Consider the following 18,459-nt stretch of genomic DNA (forward strand, 5'->3'; position numbering starts at 1 on the left):
GGCGGCCTGGACTCGCGGCAGCGCCGGTGAGACGTTGAGCGTCACCCAGGCGCTCGCGCGCCGTCGCTACATTCGGAGCTTCCGTCATATGGGTTAATTGGCTGCACCGACAAGCCTATGCTAATATTAATAGCATGGGTGGAGTGATGGCGCAGATGCAGAGTATGTCCCGCCACGGCATATCATTGTTGCTAATTCTGTTTGGCCTTTGTGGAGTTAGTTGGGCTTAGGTTCCAACTAATACTTTCTGATGTGCTCGTTCGACTGAAGTTCCCCTCAATTCATGCTGATGTGACCGTTTCGATCTGATGGTAGCGACCAGGGAGTGCACCATGCGAATGAAATTGGCTCTTTTGACCCAGGTCGCCGCGGCGGCTCTGACGTGTTCAGCCTGGGCTGCAAACGCACAACAAATCACCGGCACACCGGGCGCACCGGACGCCACGACGACCGTCGATGGACGCTACCTCCCCAACCCACCAGCGACCTTCGGCGGCGAGATCGGGCTGAGCGCAAAGGACTCAAAACCGTATTGGCCGCCGCAGATCGTCCCACCCAAGGGCGCACCCAATATCCTTTTGATCATGACGGACGATGCCGGCTACGGGGTTGCCGGGACGTTCGGCGGCGTCATCCCGACACCGGCGCTTGATCGCGTGGCGCAGATGGGCCTGCGCTACACGCAGTTCCACTCAACCGCACTCTGTTCGCCGTCGCGGGCAGCGCTGATCACCGGACGCAACCATCATTCGACCGGATTCGGTGTGATTTCCGAGCAGGCAACCGGCTATCCAGGATATGACTCGGTTCTGGGCGTGGACAACGCGACGATCGGCAACATACTGAAACAGAACGGCTATTCCACCTCATGGTTTGGCAAGAATCACAACACGCCGTCATTCCAGTACAGCAGCGCCGGTCCCTTCGACCAATGGCCGTCGGGCATGGGCTTCGACTACTTCTATGGCTTTATGGGCGGCGATAGCAACCAGTGGGAGCCCTATCTCTTTCAGGATCACACGCAGATATTTCCGTGGGTCGGAAAGCCCGGTTACAACTTGATTACCGACGAGGCCGACAACGCCATCAACTACATCAAGCAGTTGAACGCGGCTGCACCTGACAAACCCTTCTTCGTCTACTACGTACCCGGCGCCACGCATGCGCCGCACCATCCCACGCCGGAATGGATCGAGAAGTTCAAGGGCAAGTTCGACATGGGCTGGAATGCCATGCGCGACCAGATCTTCGCGAACCAGAAGCGTCTTGGCGTCATCCCGCAAGATACGCAGCTTACCGCCTGGCCCGATGACCTGCCGAAATGGGACACGCTCGACGCCGACAGCAAGAAGCTGTTTGCCCGCCAGGCCGAGGTGTTTGCAGCTTACGTCGCCTATTCCGACAATGAGATCGGCCGCGTCATCCAGGCGGTAGACGACATGGGCAAGCTGGACAACACGCTCGTCATCTATATCGAGGGCGACAACGGCACGAGCGCGGAAGGGAGCACGCTCGGCACTCCGAGCGAGGTGATCACTATCGAGGGCATGGAGATCCCTGTCGCCGACCAGTTGAAATTCTATGATGCCTGGGGTTCCGACCAGACCTACCCACACATGTCGGTAGCGTGGTCATGGGCCTTCGACACACCGTTCAAATGGACCAAGCAGATCGCCTCGCATTTCGGCGGTACGCGGCAAGGCATGGCAATGGCGTGGCCCGCCCGCATCAAGGACGCAGGCGGTATTCGTACCCAGTTCCACCACATGATCGACATCGTTCCGACGATCCTCGAGGCGACCGGGATTCCGGCGCCAGCCATGGTCAACGGCGTGGCGCAGAAACCGATCGAAGGCGTCAGCATGGCCTACACGTGGGATAAGGCCAACGCCGACGCGCCCTCGACGCGCCACACGCAATACTTCGAGATGTTCGGCAACCGTGGCATTTACAACGACGGCTGGTACGCCTGTACCACTCCGCCGGCAGCACCTTGGCTGATGGGCAAGGCGCCAATGCCGGAAGTGGTCAATGGCTACAAATGGGAGCTCTACAACCTCAAAGAGGACTATTCGCAGGCCAACGACCTTGCTCAGAGCAATCCGGACAAGCTGCATCAGATGCAGGAACTGTTCCTGCTGGAAGCCGCAAAGTACAACGTATTCCCGCTCGACAACTCGATCCTGGAGCGCCTCATGACCCCGCGTCCGAGTGCGACCGCGGGGCGCAAGCTGTTCACCTATTCAGGCGTCGTTTCCGGCGTGCCCGGTGGCAATGCTCCGAACATCCTGAACAAGTCCTACACGATCACCGCTGAGATCGAGATCCCGGCGGCTGGCGCGGACGGCATGCTCGTGACCACCGGCGGCCGTTTTGGCGGCTTCGGCCTCTACATCCTGAAGTAAAAGCCGGTGTTCCTCTACAATTTCGTGGACATCGAGCGCTTCCGCTGGGAGGGCCCCGACACGCTGGCCGCCGGTAAGCATACGATCGAGTTCGGCTTCACATCGGACAGCCACACCATGGGCAGCGGCGGTACGGGCATTCTCAAGGTGGATGGCAAGGAGGTCGCCAGCCAGAACATCCCGCACACTGTCCCCGCCCTGATGCCATGGGACGAGACCTTCGATGTCGGCATGGATACGCGCACCGGTGTCGATGACAAGGACTACCAGGTGCCGTTCGCCTTCACTGGGACGATCGACAAGCTGACGGTCCAGCTGAACTGAGAGCGTGCTCAGGCTTTTCGGATCGTCTTGGCCCGGCATCAGGGTGAGGTGACGCATGAATGTCTCGCCTGACCGACCGGCTGTCGGTCGAATAAGGATGCAGGTCAGCGCTCCCGAACAGGTCTGGATCGACGGGGGCAGCTTCCTCATGGGCTCGGACCATCATTATCCCGAGGAAGCTCCTGCCCATCCGGTGAAGGTCGATGGTTTCTGGATCGACGTGGCACCGGTGACCAACCGGCAGTTTGCCGCATTCGTGGAGGTTACCGGTTATGTTACGCTCGCCGAAAAGGCGTCCAATCCACAAGATTATCCCGGCGCGCCGCCCGAAATGCTAAAGCCGGGGTCGGTGGTCTTTGACCCACCGAAGCGGGTCTCCGGTCGCGATCCATCGCAATGGTGGAAATTTAAGTTCGGTGCGAACTGGCGTCGGCCCTATGGGGGCCTGAGCAACCTGCGTGGCAAGCTCGACCATCCGGTCGTCCAGATCGCCTATGCCGACGCCATGGCCTACGCCGTTTGGGCGGATAAGGACCTGCCGACGGAGGCGGAGTGGGAAGTTGCAGCCAAGGGCGGCCTCGAAGGCAAGGAGTTTGCTTGGGGGGACGAATTCATCCCAAACGGCCGCTGCATGGCCAATACCTGGCACGGCATGTTTCCGACTGAAAATCTCAAAAGCGACGGGTTCGAGCGGACCTCGCCAGTCGGCAGCTTCCCGCCGAATGGTTACGGCCTCTACGATATGATCGGCAATGTCTGGGAGTGGACGAGCGACTATTGGACGACACGCCATTCCGCCCCGGCCGAAAAGGCTTGCTGCGTTCCGGTCAACCCGCGCGGTGGCAGCGCCGAGGCAAGCCGCGATCCGGCACGGCCCGACATCAGGGCCGCAAGGCGGGTGATCAAAGGCGGATCGCATCTCTGCGCACCAAACTACTGCCGTCGTTACCGCCCTCAAGCACGCCATCCCCAGGAGGAGAACGCGGCGACAACCCATATCGGTTTTCGCTGTGTCCGCCGGCCATAGAGCCTGACTTCATGGCTGCAGCCGCGCGGATCTCGGCAACAATGGGCGCGAACGGGCGCTTCGAGCGCCAGCCGAGCTGGTACCTCAGTGTGTGCCGTGTTGGCTTGCCCGTTATCTTTGGCTAGCTAGGAAGTTGCGGAACAACCATACGCTGATCGTCGCGGTGGGGGTTCTGGCCGTCGCGCTAACGCTCGGAATGCTGGTTCAGTTTCTCTTCTTCCGATGACCCCCGCAGGCTCAGGAACTGCCTAGCGAGCGTGGCATTTATCGGCGCAAAACATCAGCCAGGATTGCGCCCTTCGGCCGCCTGCACCGGCGTAGGCGGCGGCTGCTTGCGCCAGCGCGCAAGACGTCCCTCTTCGTTTCCGACAGCAAAAAGCTTTTGCATGTAGTTTCGATCGAACTCGGATTTCGATCTCAGTGTGAAACGATCGGGGATAGACGCGTAATAGAGCTGACCGCGCGCGGCCGTCGTTTGTAGCTGCAAGCGCGTCAAATCGGATATCGTCTGATACTTGATCAAGGTCTCGATCGAGCGGCGGGCGATCCCGAGCGCCGTTTCTTCCGCCTCGGTATATTCGGGCGTCAATCGCCCGTTGCGGATCAGATAGAGCGTTCGCGACCGGGCATGACCAAAGTAGCGCTTCTCATAACCCGAGAGCTCGATATTGGGCGGGGCGAAGAAGACCTGCGCCACCGTCCCGCCATCGACATGCAATTCCTGCCTGACTTGACCGTCCAGCCTCACATCGATGCGGACCGGTGGGAATACCGCGGGTATGGCGGCGGACGCCAACAGGATGTCGATCATGCGTTCTCGACGATCGGCGCGTGCGCTGGCGGCGATTGCGGACAGGTCCCAAACGACGGGACGCTGGGCATCGATGTTGGTGGTTTGGATCAAAAGACGGCGGCCAATGTGGTATTGCGCTGCGATTTCTTCGACCATTTTTTCGGTGAGATAGCGGCCGATCAACTGCCGCAACGGCGAATTGTCATAGAGGCCTCGGCCCATCACACCGAACAGCCCGAGATTTCGATAGATGTCGCGGTCACCGTACTGCGTGAAAACTTCGCGCAATTCGTTGTCATGACCCGGACCAAGAAAAGCAAAGGGGGCGGCCAAGGCGCCGGTGCTGACCCCTGTCACAACCTCGAACTGCGGTCGATTGCCTCGCTCGGTCCAGCCCGTCAGGTATCCTGCAGCAAACGCACCGTCGGCGCCGCCGCCCGAAATCGCAAGAAAGTCGACATGGTCTGTGGCGGTGGACGGCCGATGCCCTGATCGAACAGCAGTCTGCGTCTGTGCGTACTGTTGTGTAATGAGCGAGCGCAACGTGGGCGTGACCTCGTCTCCCCAGAAGCGGGCAAAGTCCACCTCATCGATTTTAACAGTCGAGGCCTGTTCTGCCGGAACGGAGACACGCTCAGGCCCGGCGACGCATGCGGTAAGGAGAATGGACGCCAAAAGGAGCGGCATGATTGCGGATCGAAATCCCGGATAGCGCACAAGAATGGTCGCTGACAACGACATCGGCCTTTGATCCCCCATCATTGTCTCCAGCCTACTTTGCCGATCGCGGATTGTCAGTTGCGTTCGCTGCCGTCGCGAAAGGGTGCCGGATATAGGCGACGGCGTATCGTGACAGCGAACGCCAGCAAAGCTGCGTTCATTTCCAGAGCGTGGGAGGCAAACGCCCCGCTTGCGAGCACGAGCGCTGCGACCACCAGGAGAAGCCAGTGCATCGAGCCATGCCTGGATGCCCGGTCGCGGACGAGCCAAAGGGCGGTCAGGTAGATCGCGATCGGGATGCAGAAGGCGAGAGCGGCGAGCTGTTGCGAAACGGTCGCGTTGCGGGCAGCGCTTAGAAACACGACAAAACCGGCGGCCGTTGCCGCTCCGGCTGCGAAAAGCAGACAGTGGCCGTAGGCCCAGGTCAGAACGGTGCGAGCTTCACGGCCAAGCAGCTGTTCGTTGCGGTCAAAATACAATCCCCACATCGAAAATGCGATGATGGAGCAGAGCGTCGCCCACCAGAAATGTCTGAGCTCGGGCGTCGCCGGATCTGAGATGATCAAGGCGATGGCAGCAAAACATTCACCAAGGACGATGATGTTGAACGAGTTGTAGCGATCAATGATGTGACCATGGTGCCAGTTGCTCGCGGTCCCGCGCTCGGCCAAAAGCGGTACGGCCAGTTCGCCGGCGGCGCCGAGTGCAAAGAGCGGCAAGTAGACCGGCGCTTCCGGGGAAACTGTGACGATCAGGGTGTTCCAGTAGACCTGCATGGTGCCGATCCCGGCCGCGTAACGCAGGGCCGCGGGGCGGGCCTGCCGATCGCCATTCGCCGCGCCGAGCCAAAGGGCGATCATGCCGAGGCGCATGATGCTGAAACCGATGAGGACGAGCCAATGGGGCTGATCGCCAAGGCCGCTTCTTATCCCGCCGGCAAGGGTCAGCGATCCGAACATGATGACCATCGTCAGCACACGAAAGGCGGCCGACTTGTTGTCATAGCCCGAGGCAAACCATGTGTAGTTCGCCCAAGCCAGCCAGGCCATGAAGAAGCTGCAGGCGAAGCGTACGAGACCGGGTCCGGATGCGCCGGCCTCGATGTCCTGCGCCAGGCTGTGAGCGGCGGCACCCACCGCCACGACGGTCGCAAGATCGAACATCAACTCGAGCGAAGTCGAGCTGCGGCTGGCCTCGTCGCGATCGCGCGGGGCGAGGCTAAAGGCGGCTATCGCAGACAAGGCAGACCTCCTCTTGAGATCGCGATTGCAGGGGGGGAAGGCGACGGATGCCACGGTTCAGCCGGGCTTCTTCGTTTCTTGCGGTGAATAGAAGAACCCGACGAGAAGCAACAAGAAGGCGGGAAAGAGCATTCCTCCAACACCCACGGTGACTTGCGCCAACGCGCCGGCAGCACACCCCATCACAAAGCCGAACACCAGGATGAACGACGTCAGCGACTGCCCCCATTCCTCCGGCTTCTCGCTGTAGCCAATGACGCGACGGGCCGTGGCGACCGCAAGGCCGGCGATGTTACCCGTCATGAGCGAAAATGGTGGGCCGAGTCTCGGGTCGAGACGCTCGATCGCCGTCAGCATTCCCATCGCGGTGACGGCGAGCAACGCACAGGCCGACACCGGTCCGGCATCGAAGATTGCCAGAAGGGCGGACGTCGCGAATGCAACGGCCGCGATGATGAGCGTCCAGAACGTTGCCCGCTCGAGAGGCTTGATCCAGGCGACCATGATTGCCGCCAATCCCGCGCCCACCATGAAGAGGGGGAAGGACATGATCTGGAGACCGCGCAATCCGCCTTTCTCGTGTCCGACCAGGCCCAGCCCGAGGAGCACGACATTGCCGGTGACGAGCCCGACAAAAAGACCGCCCAAGTGAATGAAGAAGAGTGCGTCGGCGAAGCCGGAAATGAAGGCCAGCGCCAGCGAGTTGCTTTTCCCGCGAAGTATCGTGAGCATCGTATGCCGCTCCCCTAGTTGATTGCGCGCCCTGGCAACGAGAGCAACGACTGCAGCGACAACGCAACGGTCGATGCTGGTATCGTCCGTCCGGACGTGAAGCGAACGCTCCGCGGTGCGCCCTTGAAAACGAATTCTGAAAGGACAATGCGGATCCCCAGGTCTGTCTGGGCGACAGCCCAGGGGATCCGATGATACTTACTTCGCCGGGTTCGGTCCGATGGTCTTGCCGTGGTGGGTGCGCTCTTCGCCGTTGTGAACCATGGTGACGGCGTAATCGATGCCCATGCCATAGGCGCCCGAGTGCTCCTTCACCAGCGAGGTGACGGCATTGTAGGTTTCCTTGCGGGCCCAGTCGCGCTGCCATTCGAGCAGGACCTGCTGCCAGGTCACCGGGATGACGCCGGCCTGGACCATGCGGTCCATGGCGTATTTGTGCGCATCGACCGAGGTGCCGCCGGAGGCGTCGGCCACCATGTAGATCTCGTAATCCGGTACATCATTAAGGGCCGAGAGCGCGAAGGTGGTGTTGCAGACTTCGGTCCACAGGCCGGAGACGACGATCTTCTTGCGACCGTTGGCGGCATTCTTCGCCAGCGCATCGCGGACGTTCTGATCGTCCCAGGAGTTCATCGAGGTGCGCTCGAGAATGTCGTTCTCCGGGAAGACGGCGAGCAGTTCGGGATAGGTGTGGCCGGAGAAGGACGTGGTCTCGACGGTGGTGATCGTCGTCGGGATGTTGAAGACCTTGGCGGCCTTGGCGAGACCGACGACGTTGTTCTTCAGCACCTGGCGATCGATCGACTGCACGCCGAAGGCCATCTGCGGCTGCTGGTCGATGAAGATCAGCTGGCTGTTCTGCGGGGTCAGGACTTCGAGTTTGGCCATGGGATATCTCCTCTTTGAGCTGGTTGGGAAGAAGGATGTCGGTGTCTGTCTTCGCCAGTCTGTGGTGAACTTGTCTGGTGAAAACAGGAGTATCGGGTCGGATTGCGCCGAACAAGTGCAATAAGAATTTCGATAGAGTTGCGAATATTGCAACAATCGACATGAAGTGATGTGACCTGGAGCACCTCGGTTCAGATGAAAGTCAGACGCTCCAACACCTGGCTTGAAGAACAGTCACAGAAAGCGGATCGCTGGTTCTTTCGTCCGGTCGTCACCGACCGAAAGAATGAGGCCGTCGGCGATGGCAATGGCGGTGGCCGTCGGATTGGCGCGATCGAGCGTCGTGACAAGGCCGTTGTGGAGAATGAGGTCGGGCGTCGTCGTGGTGTCTCCGGACTGTTGGGCGCCGGCGGTGCGGGCCGACGAAAAGAGAGCAGGCAGGGCAAGCGACGAGGCTGCGCCGAGGAACGTGCGTCGGGTGAGCTCATGCTTCCTCCTTGTGTCTGAAGCTGCCGACGAGTGGTCGGATCTTCATCTAGTGGTCCATCGTGATAAAGAGATTGTCCGTCCGTGAGCGAGGCGCAGGAGCAAGAGCAAGCATGCAGCACGAGCCAAGAAGGCGGCCAAGCGCTCGCAAGGGAAAGTCCATCGGACATGCATAACGCACCGATCAGCGAGCTGGCTGCGGGCAGAAAGCATGCGCGCGCGAGATCAGAAGGCTGCGGAACGGTGGCTTGATTGCCAGGATCATCGGCTTCTCCCTGATCTGATCGGTTGCGGGTCTGGTTTTTCGATATTGCTGCTATTGCGCTCTAGTTTCTTGTCCAGAATGCCTGTTTTTAGAACGTTCTTGCGCTCCTGCGGCGAAGTCAGGCATCGATGACCCGGTGTTCGCCGTGATCCGAAAGTGCGATGGCGTGGGTTTGGGCGTAGGCGCCGGATCGGTCCGCCAAGGCGCTTGGGCTGGGGACGTCACGGGCTCGGTCACCGTCGGCAAGCGCGCTGACCTCCTCCCGTTGCGTACCGTCGCGTGCTGAATTTCGCCGCGATGGAAGACATCGACAGTGTCGGGGTCAGCGGACGTCGAGCGAAAGCCGACGGTGTCATGGTTGACGTGGATTGGGCGCACGCAAGACGGGGCACCATCGATATTCAGGAGCGGGTCTTTGCTGTGGCGGAGACGATCAACCTGACATGGCCAGCAAATGGGTCGCAGATGGCCGCGATGTGCAAGTCGAAATGACCCCGTTTGCCAACGATGGCTGGACTAGGCTGGGCCTGCCAATCGCCGGCCGCGCCTCTGACGCCACGGGCTGAGGTTGGTGCACCTCTGCCCGCTGGCCAGTCAGCGTGATACTCTCAAAAGTCCCTTGGCCCGATCGCCGACCAAGGGGTGCACCTGGGAACCTTCTTCCGCGGGGCCTGGTTCAACCCATCCGTTCCGAGGCGTACGAGCCTGGCGAAGGTGGGAAGACCACAGCCTTGTTCCCGTTGATGAAGACGCGGCCATGGATATGCGCGTGGATCGCGCGAGCGAGCACCTGGCTTTCCACGTCGCGGCCGAGGCTGACGTAGTCCTCGGCACTTTGAGCATGCGTCACACGCACGGTGTCCTGTTCGATGATCGGACCTTCGTCGAGGTCGGCAGTGACATAGTGAGACGTGGCGCCAATGAGTTTCACGCCGCGCTCGAATGCCTGCTTGTAAGGGTTCGCACCCTTGAAGCTCGGGAGGAATGAGTGATGGATGTTGATGATCCTGCCCGACATCCGCGAACACATCTCGTCTGAGAGAACCTGCATGTAGCGCGCCAACACGACAAGTTCGGCACCGCAATCTTCAACGATTTGCATTTGCTCGGCTTCGGCTGCCGGTTTGTTATCCTTGGTCACCTTGATGCAGTGAAACGGTATGTCGTGGTTCACGACAACGCGCTGATAGTCCAGATGATTGGAGATCACGCCAACGATGTCGATCGGCAGCGCACCGATGCGCCAGCGATAAAGGAGGTCGTTCAGGCAGTGGCCGAAGCGTGAAACCATCAGGATCACCTTCTTCTTTGCGCTTTCGTCGAAGAACTCGGCGTCAGCCTGGTATCTGGCCGCGATCTGCGCGAACCCCTCGCGGAGTTGGTCGAGGCTGTGCCCTTCTTCAGGCTGGAAGCTGATGCGCATGAAGTAGCGTCCGGTGTCTGCGTCGTCGAACTGGGCACTGTCGGAGATATTGCAGCCATTTTCGGAGAGATAGGACGCAATCGCGGCCGTTACCCCGCGAATGGAAGGACAGGCTACGCGCAGCGCGTATCGAGGCTTGGTGCTGGTCATGTGATGGGTACCGTTCTTGGCGATTTATGCAACGAGGCCTTGTTGGCGGCGAAAAGCTGTGAGTGTGTTGGACAGGAGGCAGGCGATCGTCATTGGGCCAACGCCTCCAGGGACGGGGGTGATGGCCGCGGCATGCCCCGCCTCGGCGTAAGCGACATCTCCGACGATCCTGGATTTCCCGTCTTCGACGATACGGTTGATGCCGACATCGATGACGACGGCCCCTGGCTTGATCCATTCTCCGCGAACGAGCCCCGGTCTTCCAACGGCCACGACCAGAATGTCGGCGGCGCGGCAAAGCTCGGCCGTGTTCCTCGTCTTTGAATGGGCGACTGTCACAGTGCAATTGGCGCTCATCAGGAGCTGCGCCATTGGTTTGCCAACGATGTTGGACTTGCCTAGTACGACCGCGTTCAATCCAGCCAAATCCGCCCCCAGTCGATCATGGAGGAGCATCATGCAGCCAAGTGGCGTGCAGGGGATCAAGGCAGGCTGGCCTGTTGCGAGCCGCCCGGCGTTGGAGATGTGAAAGCCGTCAACGTCCTTGTCGGGGTTGATCGCCTGAATGACTAAGTTGGGGTCAAGATGACGCGGCAGCGGCAACTGCACCAGGATCCCGTGAACCTGAGGGTCCTGGTTCAATGCGCCGATCAGTGCCATGAGCTGGTCCTGAGTGGTATCTGCCGGCAGTCGGTGTTCGAACGATTTCATGCCCGCCGCAACGGTCTGGCGATGTTTGGACGCAACATAGACGGCGCTCGCCGGGTCGTCGCCCACGAGCACGACAGCGAGGCCCGGGGCAGCACCGGTCTCTGCCAGAAGCAAGGCGACGTCAGTCTCGATGCTCTTCAAAAGGCCGTTCGCAAAGGTCTTTCCGTCGATCACCTCAGCGCGGTGAAATCTATGCATTCCCATCTCGTTGCTCTCCTGTCGACCGGTTCGGGACATCGCGACGCCTGAGTATGACCATGCCGCGCGGTGCATTCTGCTCGCGCGGCATGCGTCAGGAATTCGGAGCGTCGGTGGGTGGAGCTCAGTGTCCGTAGACCGGGAAGCGGTGGGTGAGGTCGGCGACGACCGCCTTCGCATTACCCACGACTTCGTCAATCTTTCCAGCGGCTTCAGCGTCAATGAGATCGGCAATCACTTTGCCGAGCGCCTTGAACTCCTCTTCCTTCAGGCCTCGAGTGGTCGCCGCCGACGTGCCAAGACGCATACCAACCCATTCGGGCGGGCGAGGGCTGTCGCCTGGGATCGGGTTTTTGTTCGAGGTGATGTTGGCACGAGCCAACGCTACCTCGACCTGCTTGCCATTGAGGCCTTTGCTCGAAAGATCGAGCAACACGATGTGCGTATCAGTGCCGCCCGACACGATCCGGACGCCGCGATCGGCGAGCGTTTCTGCAAGTACCCTGGCATTTGCCTTGACCTGGTGGGCGTAGACTTTGAAATCATCTCGCAGTGCCTCACCCAGGCAGATCGCCTTTGCCGCAAGGACGTTGCTGTGAAGTGATCCCTGGACGCCCGGGAAGACCGCAGCTTGCAGCTTCTTGAACCATTCTTCGTTGTTTGTCAGAATGAGGCCGCCGCGCGGACCACGCAGTGTCTTCGTCGTTGTGCATGTGACGATATCGGCATGCGGGAACGGGGAGGGGTGCGCACCCCCTGCCACCAGACCTGCGATATGGGCCATGTCCACCATGAAGTACGCACCGACCTTCTTGGCGATCTTCGACATGCGCTCGAAGTCGAGTTCACGTGGGTACGCCGAGCCGCCGGTAATCAGGAGCTTCGGGCGCACCTCTTCTGCGACGCGCTCCATTTCGTCATAGTCAATGACTTCGTTCTGGGCGTTCACATTGTAGTTGTGTGCCTCGAACCACCGACCTGACAGGTTAGCCTTCATGCCGTGTGAAAGGTGGCCGCCTGCAGCAAGGTCGAGGGAAAGAACCTTGTCGCCAGGGGTCATCAGCAGGAAGAAGACCGCCAGGTTTGCCTGCGTGCCGGAATGCGGCTGGACGTTGGCATAGGCACATCCGAAGAGTTCCTTGGCGCGGTCGATGGCAGCCTGCTCGACCACGTCCACGAATTCGCCGCCACCGTGGAAGCGATTGCCGGGGTAACCCTCGAGCGTCTTGTTGGTCATCTCATGGCCAAGTGCATCGAGGACCGCACGGCTGACGATGTTCTCCGACGCGATAAGCTCGATCTGGTTCTGTTGGCGATGACGCTCGTTGGCAAGAGCGTTTGCAACGAGCGGATCGCGCTCTTCGACGTGCGTTTCGAAAAATGCCTTTGCGACGTTTTCCATTGTTCCTCTCCAATATCGGGTATCCATTTCGTTGGAGGGCAAACTAGTCGGCGTCACGATCCAGAAAAAGTTAATAATATTTGCATATACCATCAGGTATGCTAATCAATTGAGCATCGGAACGGGAGGATGGCATGGACATTGGGCGTCTGCGGGCTCTCAGGGAACTCTCGATCCGAAAGACAATGGCGGCTGTGGCCGAGGCTCTTTATGTTTCCCCGTCCGCGGTGTCGCAACAGATTGCACTCCTTGAGGAAGAGGTGGGCATCAAACTGATTGAGCGCCGGGGGCGCGGCGTCGTCATGACGCTTGCCGGGCAGAAGCTTGTCGATCGCGCCGGGAACATTCTGTCAGAAATCGAGTCTGCGCGAGCCGATATCTCGGAACTGAAAAGCGTGATCTCGGGCGAGTTGCGGGTGGCGGCTTTCCCGTCAGTTGCGGCCGCATTGATCCCGCGAGTGGTCCATCAGCTTGCCGAAATGCACCCGCACCTCACCGTCCAGTTCGATGAAATGGAGCCTGCGGAAAGCGTGGCCGCACTCAGAAGCTGGCAGACCGATGTAGCCATCATTGACGACCTCAACATGCCAACGGGCGCTTTGGACCCCAACATTGAAACCATCTATCTGATGGAGGATGTGTTCAACGTCATGGTATCGAAGGACCATAAGCTGGCCGAAAAGCCGACGGTCAAACTCAAGGAACTGCGAAACGAGCGCTGGGCCATCGACACCGCATCGGACACCTACAACACGATGCTTGCCGATGCCTGCCAGGCCGCCGGCTTCAAGCCCAATATCGTCGCGCGTTGCAAAGGGTTCGAGGTAACGATCGCTCTCATACGGCAGAATTACGGCATCTCGATGCTACCGGGCCTTCGGGCCAGCCATGACCTGGAGGATGTCTGGGTCTGCAAGGTCGTTCCAGAAATCCGCCGCAAGATCTTCCTGGCTTTTCGCAAAGCAGAGAAGCGGAGCCCTGCCATGCAGGTCTTCATTGAGCAGATTACGCGCAAGTAGGGCGCGGGCTGACCATCATTTCAAGCAAACCATAGGGTGTTGAGCCCTTGAGCTTTGGCCTGCCTTCATCGGGCGATTGGCCGTGCTCGTAGCGCTCATCGCCGCGCTCACGTCCGCGTCCTGGCTACGTTACTGCTCTTTGCCGAGCAAGATCCTGTTCGATCCTAAGATAGACACGCCTGGGTAGTCTGGGGCGGTTGCGCCTCGCCGTGGCGCATTTCATTCATCAGTTTTGCTTATGTAATGATCAAGGGAAATTAAGTAGATTTAAACGAATCGACCCCTTATCGTCCCCCTGCCGATCGATGGGGCTTTAGCGACATCGGCGAACCGGCGGGAACATTTTTTGCTTCAGAACGGCAATAGCCGCTGCGGCCGACATCGAAATCAGTCCCCGCCAGTGCTCCGTCTTTAGGCCCACAACTCGTCAGAGCGTCCGAAAGGGGAACTGAAATGAAATTCATGAAAGCACTCGCAGCCGGGGTATTCGCCGGGCTGGCTCTCGCAGCGACAAGCGCTTCCGCATCCGTCCTGGATACGGTGAAGCAGCGGGGCGTCCTGAACTGCGGCACCGACAATACCGCGCCCGGATTCGGCTATCTGAACACCACGACCGGCCAGATGGAGGGACTGGACGTCGACTTCTGCAAAGCCGTCGCGGCCGCAGTTCTGGGCGACGTGTCGAAGGTCAAGTTCATCACCGTGACGGACAAGAGCCGCTTCGACGCGGTGCTTACCAATCAGGTCGACGTCGTCTTCGCCCACACGACGATCAAGCCGGCGCGCGAATCCGCCATCGCGATCGATTTCCTGCCGATCAACTTCTACGACGGCAACGGCGTGATGGTGAAGGTCGATTCCGGGGTGACGCAGTTCAGCGACCTCGAGGGCGCGACGATCTGCACGACGCAGGGCTCCTCCACCGAGATGGTCCTTACCAATGCCTTCAAGGCTCGCGGCTGGACGACCTCAAAGGTATTGACCTATGAGAACCTCGAAAAACTCTTTGCAGCACTGAACTCCGGCCGCTGCAACGCCATGAGCACGGATAAATCCGCGCTTGCGGCTTGGGCTGGCAATTCGCCGAAGCCTGCCGATTATCTGATCCTCCCCGACACCCTCGACAAGTCGCCGTTCGGTGGCTTTGTGGTCGCAAACGACTCCAAATGGCGCAACGCTTTGCGTTGGGTCCATTACGGTCTCTTCCAGGCGGAAGAGTCCGCCATCACCCAGAACAATCTCGACGAAAAGCTCAAGAGCGAAGATCCCTTCGTTCAAAAGCTCCTGGGCGTTGGCGGCGGCTACGGCAAGGACTTCGGCCTTGCCGACGACTTCGTAGCTCAGTCGATCAAGGCCGTTGGCAACTATGGCGAGATCTACGATCGCAATCTCGGTCCCAACACCAGGATGTATCTCGACCGGAAGGGCACGGCGAACGCCCTTTGGACCCAGGGTGGCGCAATCTATTCCCCGCTCTGGAATTGAACCTGACAACGGGCTGGCGCGGCATTTGCCGCTCCAGCCCGAAATGGCGTTTGGAGCCCGGATATGAGCATCAATGAGACGAGCGCGGCACCCGGTGTCGTCGATCGTGACCAACAGCAGGCGCGGCGGTTGCGTAACCGGTTACGCTACGACGCCATCCAGTTCGCGATAATCGCCCTGGCGATCGCTCTGGTTGGTGTCCTGGCCTACTGCGTGAAAGAAGGGCTTGCCGCAAAGGGCATCAAATTCAGCTTCGCGTTCCTCGCCAACACGGCGGGCTTCGACATCAGCGAAGGCAAGACGCTTTCGTTCGGGGAAGGGATCCTTCCGGTGTTCGAGGCCTTCACGTCCGACAGGACGAACGGTGCGGCCTTCGTCACGGGCATCTTCAACACGGCGAAGGTGGCAGTGCTCGCGATCGTCTTCAGCACGATCTTGGGCACGCTCTTCGGGGTCGGACGCCTTTCGACCAACTGGGTCGTCAGGAACCTCTGCTTCTGGATCGTGGAGTTCGTCCGCAACACTCCGCTTCTGATCCAATTGGTCTTCTGGTACTTCGCCGTCGTTTTGCAGTTTCCACCGCTCGCATCCGCCGCCAAATGGTACGGTGGCGTCATTATCAGCCAGCAGGGCCTCCATTTTCCTTCTCTTTCCTGGGCCGGGGATGGCTCGCCGATTTCAATTGCGCTCGCGACGGCCACCTGGCTGGCGTTTGCCGGAGCGGTTTTCGATCCGGTTGGCAAGATGCGACGCGCCTGTATGATTGCACTCGCGGTGATGATAGGTGTGCTGCTTGCAACGGGCATGTTGTCGGTCGATTATCCGGTGGCTTCGCGCTTCCAGGCGAGTGGCGGCACAAGTCTAAGCCCCGAGATGGCCGCACTTCTGTTGGCCATCGTTGTGAACAGCGCGTGCTATATCGCCGAGATTGTCCGCGGGGCGATCGACGCTCTCCCGAAAGGTCAATGGGAAGCGGCCGGGTCGCTCGGTCTAAGCCGTCGCGACACGATCAGCGACATCATCCTACCCCAGGTGTTCCGCGTCGTTCTTCCATCCTTCGGAAATCAGTACATCAGCCTGACCAAGAACACCGCGCTCGGGATCGCGATTGGCTATCCGGACCTCTTCAACGTCTATGGCACTGTCGCCAACCAGACTGGCCACAGCCTCGAAGGCATCGTCATCGTCATGGTGTCGTATCTGCTTTTGAGTTGGACGATCAGTGCAGTCGTTTCCTTTGCCGACAGGCGTCTGAACGTCGTGGGAGCAAAAAGATGATCGCATACGCTTTCAAGTGGTCACGCCATAACCTCTTTGCCAAGCCGTTCGACGCGCTCCTTTCCCTGATCGTCATCCCGGGGACGCTCTGGCTCATATACTCGGCTCTTGCATGGGCGTTTACGACCGCACAGTGGGATATCATCCCGCAGAGCATGCGTGTCCTGATGATCGGGATCTTCCCGGCCGATCAGGTCTGGCGTGCCTGGACGGCCGTCGGGATCATCGGTGCGCTTCTCGGGGCCGCACTCGGCTGCGTGTTCAGTTTCCGCGTCCACCATGCCTTTATTCTGGCAGTCCCGCCGCTCGCGCTTGCGCTTTCAGGACAAGGAATGGAGGTTTCCGGCCCTGCCGCTCTGGTCGTGGCGATCCTGGGCTGCGGATGGGCGCTGACCTCGTATGTGCCCCTGGCACGCAAAGTCCTGCTACCTGCATCGTTTACCGGGTTCATATCCATATTCGCCGTGATGGCGCCTCCAGGCGTTGGCCTGTGGGGAGGGTTGCTCCTCAGTATATTGCTGACGCTGGTGACCGCCGTTCTGTCACTTCCAATCGGCATCCTCCTCGCCTTCGGCCGCCGCAGTCGGTTTTCGAGCGTTCGCGTGATCTGCACGGGCTACATCGAGATCATGCGATCTCTACCGCTGATCCTGGTCGTCTACTGGATCTGGATCCTGATGCCGGTCCTGGCCACGGGATGGAACCTGGCAGATGTCGCACGCGGCATGATCGGTTTCACGATCTTCTACTCCGCATACGTCGCGGAATATGTGAGGAGCGGACTGCAGGCGGTCCCACAGGGTCAGACCGAGGCTGCACGCTCCCTCGGCATGAGCGAGTTCGATATCAACCGTTCGATCGTTCTTCCGCAGGCGCTGCGCGTGGTCGTGCCTCCGCTTGTTGGCAACGTGCTTGATATCTTCAATGCAGCGCCGCTCGTCTTCATCATTGGCCTTACCGACTTCCTTCGAGCGGGCCAGATGATCCTCGCCAACCCGCAGTACGGCGACCGAACCTACGAAGTCTATTCCTTCCTGCTTCTGACCTATTTCCTCGCCGGCTCGATGATCACCTACGCCGCGCGCAAGCTCGAAGCACATATGGCCGTCGGCAGTCGCTGAGCGGGCAAACATGGAGTGAAAGCGATGACCACCATCGTTGAAATGAAAAAAATGAACAAGTTCTACGGCACGCATCACGTGCTGAAGGACATCGACCTAACAGTGACACGCGGCGAGGTAATGGTTGTTCTCGGGGCGAGCGGTTCCGGCAAGTCGACCCTTATCCGTTGTGTGAACGGCCTCGAGATGTACCAGCACGGCAGTCTCGTGGTCGACGGTTATCACATGCCCGTCGACGAAGACCGAAGACTCGGAGGCGAGCGCGAACTGGCGGAGATCCGCAAGGGCGTGGGGATGGTGTTTCAGCAATTCAACCTCTTTCCGCACAAGACAGTCGTCGAGAACATTACGATCGCGCCGATCCGTGTACGGAAGAAATCCAAGGAAGAGGCCGAGGCGGCTGCGATCAAACTCCTGGAGCGCGTGGGTCTGAAGGCGCATGCGCATAAGTATCCGGGACAATTGTCGGGCGGCCAGCAACAGCGCGTGGCCATCGCCAGGTCGCTGGCGATGGAACCCCATCTGATGCTCTTCGATGAGCCAACCAGCGCCCTGGATCCGGAAATGGTGGGGGAGGTCCTCGATGTCATGCGCGAACTCGCCGCTGAAGGCATGACCATGATGATCGTCACCCACGAGATGGGGTTTGCCCGCGAGGTCGGCGACCGCGTTGTCTACATCGACCAGGGCTCAATCCTGGAGATCGCGAAGCCGGATACCTTCTTCGACGATCCGCAGAATGACCGTGCCCGCTCCTTCCTGGCCCGCGTTCTGAAGCACTGAGCGAAACA

At 59.8% G+C, this 18,459-nt stretch carries 15 protein-coding genes and 1 pseudogene; 9 read left to right on the forward strand and 7 right to left on the reverse strand.

Features of this window, described 5'->3' with window-relative positions:
* The first annotated feature begins 338 nt into the window (after positions 1-338).
* Positions 339-2,729, forward strand: a pseudogene (locus tag I8N66_RS21480) (arylsulfatase).
* A 97-nt stretch (positions 2,730-2,826) separates the two neighbouring features.
* On the forward strand, positions 2,827-3,756 hold the full coding sequence (locus I8N66_RS21485) for a formylglycine-generating enzyme family protein (protein WP_291157422.1): 930 nt from the start codon (positions 2,827-2,829) through the stop codon (positions 3,754-3,756).
* A gap of 280 nt (positions 3,757-4,036) precedes the next feature.
* On the opposite strand, the gene I8N66_RS21490 is transcribed toward I8N66_RS21485, so the two are convergent.
* From I8N66_RS21490 to I8N66_RS21505, 4 genes are all read right to left on the reverse strand, one after another.
* Positions 4,037-5,308, reverse strand: coding sequence for a patatin-like phospholipase family protein (locus I8N66_RS21490; protein WP_291157424.1), 1,272 nt, complete (start codon positions 5,306-5,308; stop codon positions 4,037-4,039).
* A 35-nt stretch (positions 5,309-5,343) separates the two neighbouring features.
* A complete protein-coding gene (locus I8N66_RS21495; protein WP_291157427.1) occupies positions 5,344-6,510 on the reverse strand; it encodes a low temperature requirement protein A in 1,167 nt (388 codons plus the stop codon).
* 57 nt (positions 6,511-6,567) lie between these two features.
* Positions 6,568-7,242: a YoaK family protein gene (locus I8N66_RS21500; RefSeq protein ID WP_291157429.1), complete on the reverse strand. Its 675-nt coding sequence runs from the start codon at positions 7,240-7,242 to the stop codon at positions 6,568-6,570.
* Between the two features lie 198 nt (positions 7,243-7,440).
* Complete coding sequence (locus tag I8N66_RS21505; protein ID WP_223730616.1) at positions 7,441-8,130, reverse strand: hydrolase; 690 nt, start codon at positions 8,128-8,130, stop codon at positions 7,441-7,443.
* A gap of 195 nt (positions 8,131-8,325) precedes the next feature.
* Here I8N66_RS21505 and I8N66_RS21510 point away from each other — a divergent pair, with 195 nt between their 5' ends.
* Both I8N66_RS21510 and I8N66_RS21515 read left to right on the forward strand, forming a co-directional pair.
* Positions 8,326-8,637 (forward strand): hypothetical protein, encoded by a 312-nt coding sequence (locus tag I8N66_RS21510; protein ID WP_291157433.1) that lies wholly within the window; start codon positions 8,326-8,328, stop codon positions 8,635-8,637.
* Positions 8,638-9,178: 541 nt separating this feature from the next.
* Positions 9,179-9,373, forward strand: coding sequence for a hypothetical protein (locus tag I8N66_RS21515; protein WP_291157435.1), 195 nt, complete (start codon positions 9,179-9,181; stop codon positions 9,371-9,373).
* 184 nt (positions 9,374-9,557) lie between these two features.
* Here I8N66_RS21515 and purU read toward each other — a convergent pair whose 3' ends face one another.
* From purU to glyA, 3 genes are all read right to left on the reverse strand, one after another.
* A complete protein-coding gene (purU, locus tag I8N66_RS21520; RefSeq protein WP_113535908.1) occupies positions 9,558-10,454 on the reverse strand; it encodes a formyltetrahydrofolate deformylase in 897 nt (298 codons plus the stop codon).
* Between the two features lie 24 nt (positions 10,455-10,478).
* Entirely contained in the window at positions 10,479-11,369 is an 891-nt protein-coding gene (gene folD / locus I8N66_RS21525; RefSeq protein WP_291157438.1) for a bifunctional methylenetetrahydrofolate dehydrogenase/methenyltetrahydrofolate cyclohydrolase FolD, read from the reverse strand.
* Between the two features lie 118 nt (positions 11,370-11,487).
* Positions 11,488-12,765, reverse strand: coding sequence for a serine hydroxymethyltransferase (glyA, locus tag I8N66_RS21530; protein WP_113535906.1), 1,278 nt, complete (start codon positions 12,763-12,765; stop codon positions 11,488-11,490).
* Between the two features lie 134 nt (positions 12,766-12,899).
* Between glyA and I8N66_RS21535 the strand changes: the two genes are divergently transcribed.
* The 5 genes from I8N66_RS21535 to I8N66_RS21555 all read left to right on the forward strand — a co-directional run bounded on the left by I8N66_RS21535 (position 12,900) and on the right by I8N66_RS21555 (position 18,451).
* Complete coding sequence (locus I8N66_RS21535) at positions 12,900-13,784, forward strand: LysR substrate-binding domain-containing protein (RefSeq protein ID WP_113535905.1); 885 nt, start codon at positions 12,900-12,902, stop codon at positions 13,782-13,784.
* Between the two features lie 453 nt (positions 13,785-14,237).
* Positions 14,238-15,269, forward strand: coding sequence for a transporter substrate-binding domain-containing protein (locus I8N66_RS21540; protein ID WP_223730619.1), 1,032 nt, complete (start codon positions 14,238-14,240; stop codon positions 15,267-15,269).
* A gap of 63 nt (positions 15,270-15,332) precedes the next feature.
* Positions 15,333-16,547, forward strand: coding sequence for an ABC transporter permease subunit (locus I8N66_RS21545; protein ID WP_291157442.1), 1,215 nt, complete (start codon positions 15,333-15,335; stop codon positions 16,545-16,547).
* On the forward strand, positions 16,544-17,668 hold the full coding sequence (locus I8N66_RS21550) for an amino acid ABC transporter permease (RefSeq protein WP_291157444.1): 1,125 nt from the start codon (positions 16,544-16,546) through the stop codon (positions 17,666-17,668). Before I8N66_RS21545 ends, I8N66_RS21550 begins: the two co-directional genes overlap by 4 nt.
* 24 nt (positions 17,669-17,692) lie before the next feature.
* Positions 17,693-18,451 carry an amino acid ABC transporter ATP-binding protein gene (locus I8N66_RS21555; protein WP_273700267.1) on the forward strand — a complete coding sequence of 253 codons (759 nt, stop codon included), beginning with the start codon at positions 17,693-17,695 and terminating at the stop codon, positions 18,449-18,451.
* Positions 18,452-18,459: the final 8 nt, after the last annotated feature.

It is taken from the genome of Ensifer sp. SSB1, from assembly GCF_016652895.1.
GTDB lineage: Bacteria > Pseudomonadota > Alphaproteobacteria > Rhizobiales > Rhizobiaceae > Ensifer.

Excerpts from the sequence above, each read along its gene's own strand:
- I8N66_RS21490 (WP_291157424.1), bottom strand. The coding sequence starts at position 5,308 with ATGGGGGATCAAAGGCCGATGTCGTTGTCAGCGACCATTCTTGTGCGC.
- I8N66_RS21535 (WP_113535905.1), top strand. The coding sequence starts at position 12,900 with ATGGACATTGGGCGTCTGCGGGCTCTCAGGGAACTCTCGATCCGAAAG.
- I8N66_RS21515 (WP_291157435.1), top strand. The coding sequence starts at position 9,179 with ATGGAAGACATCGACAGTGTCGGGGTCAGCGGACGTCGAGCGAAAGCC.
- I8N66_RS21510 (WP_291157433.1), top strand. The coding sequence starts at position 8,326 with ATGAAAGTCAGACGCTCCAACACCTGGCTTGAAGAACAGTCACAGAAA.
- purU (WP_113535908.1), bottom strand. The coding sequence starts at position 10,454 with ATGACCAGCACCAAGCCTCGATACGCGCTGCGCGTAGCCTGTCCTTCC.
- folD (WP_291157438.1), bottom strand. The coding sequence starts at position 11,369 with ATGGGAATGCATAGATTTCACCGCGCTGAGGTGATCGACGGAAAGACC.
- I8N66_RS21550 (WP_291157444.1), top strand. The coding sequence starts at position 16,544 with ATGATCGCATACGCTTTCAAGTGGTCACGCCATAACCTCTTTGCCAAG.
- I8N66_RS21540 (WP_223730619.1), top strand. The coding sequence starts at position 14,238 with ATGAAATTCATGAAAGCACTCGCAGCCGGGGTATTCGCCGGGCTGGCT.
- I8N66_RS21505 (WP_223730616.1), bottom strand. The coding sequence starts at position 8,130 with ATGGCCAAACTCGAAGTCCTGACCCCGCAGAACAGCCAGCTGATCTTC.
- I8N66_RS21485 (WP_291157422.1), top strand. The coding sequence starts at position 2,827 with ATGCAGGTCAGCGCTCCCGAACAGGTCTGGATCGACGGGGGCAGCTTC.
- I8N66_RS21500 (WP_291157429.1), bottom strand. The coding sequence starts at position 7,242 with ATGCTCACGATACTTCGCGGGAAAAGCAACTCGCTGGCGCTGGCCTTC.
- I8N66_RS21545 (WP_291157442.1), top strand. The coding sequence starts at position 15,333 with ATGAGCATCAATGAGACGAGCGCGGCACCCGGTGTCGTCGATCGTGAC.
- glyA (WP_113535906.1), bottom strand. The coding sequence starts at position 12,765 with ATGGAAAACGTCGCAAAGGCATTTTTCGAAACGCACGTCGAAGAGCGC.
- I8N66_RS21555 (WP_273700267.1), top strand. The coding sequence starts at position 17,693 with ATGACCACCATCGTTGAAATGAAAAAAATGAACAAGTTCTACGGCACG.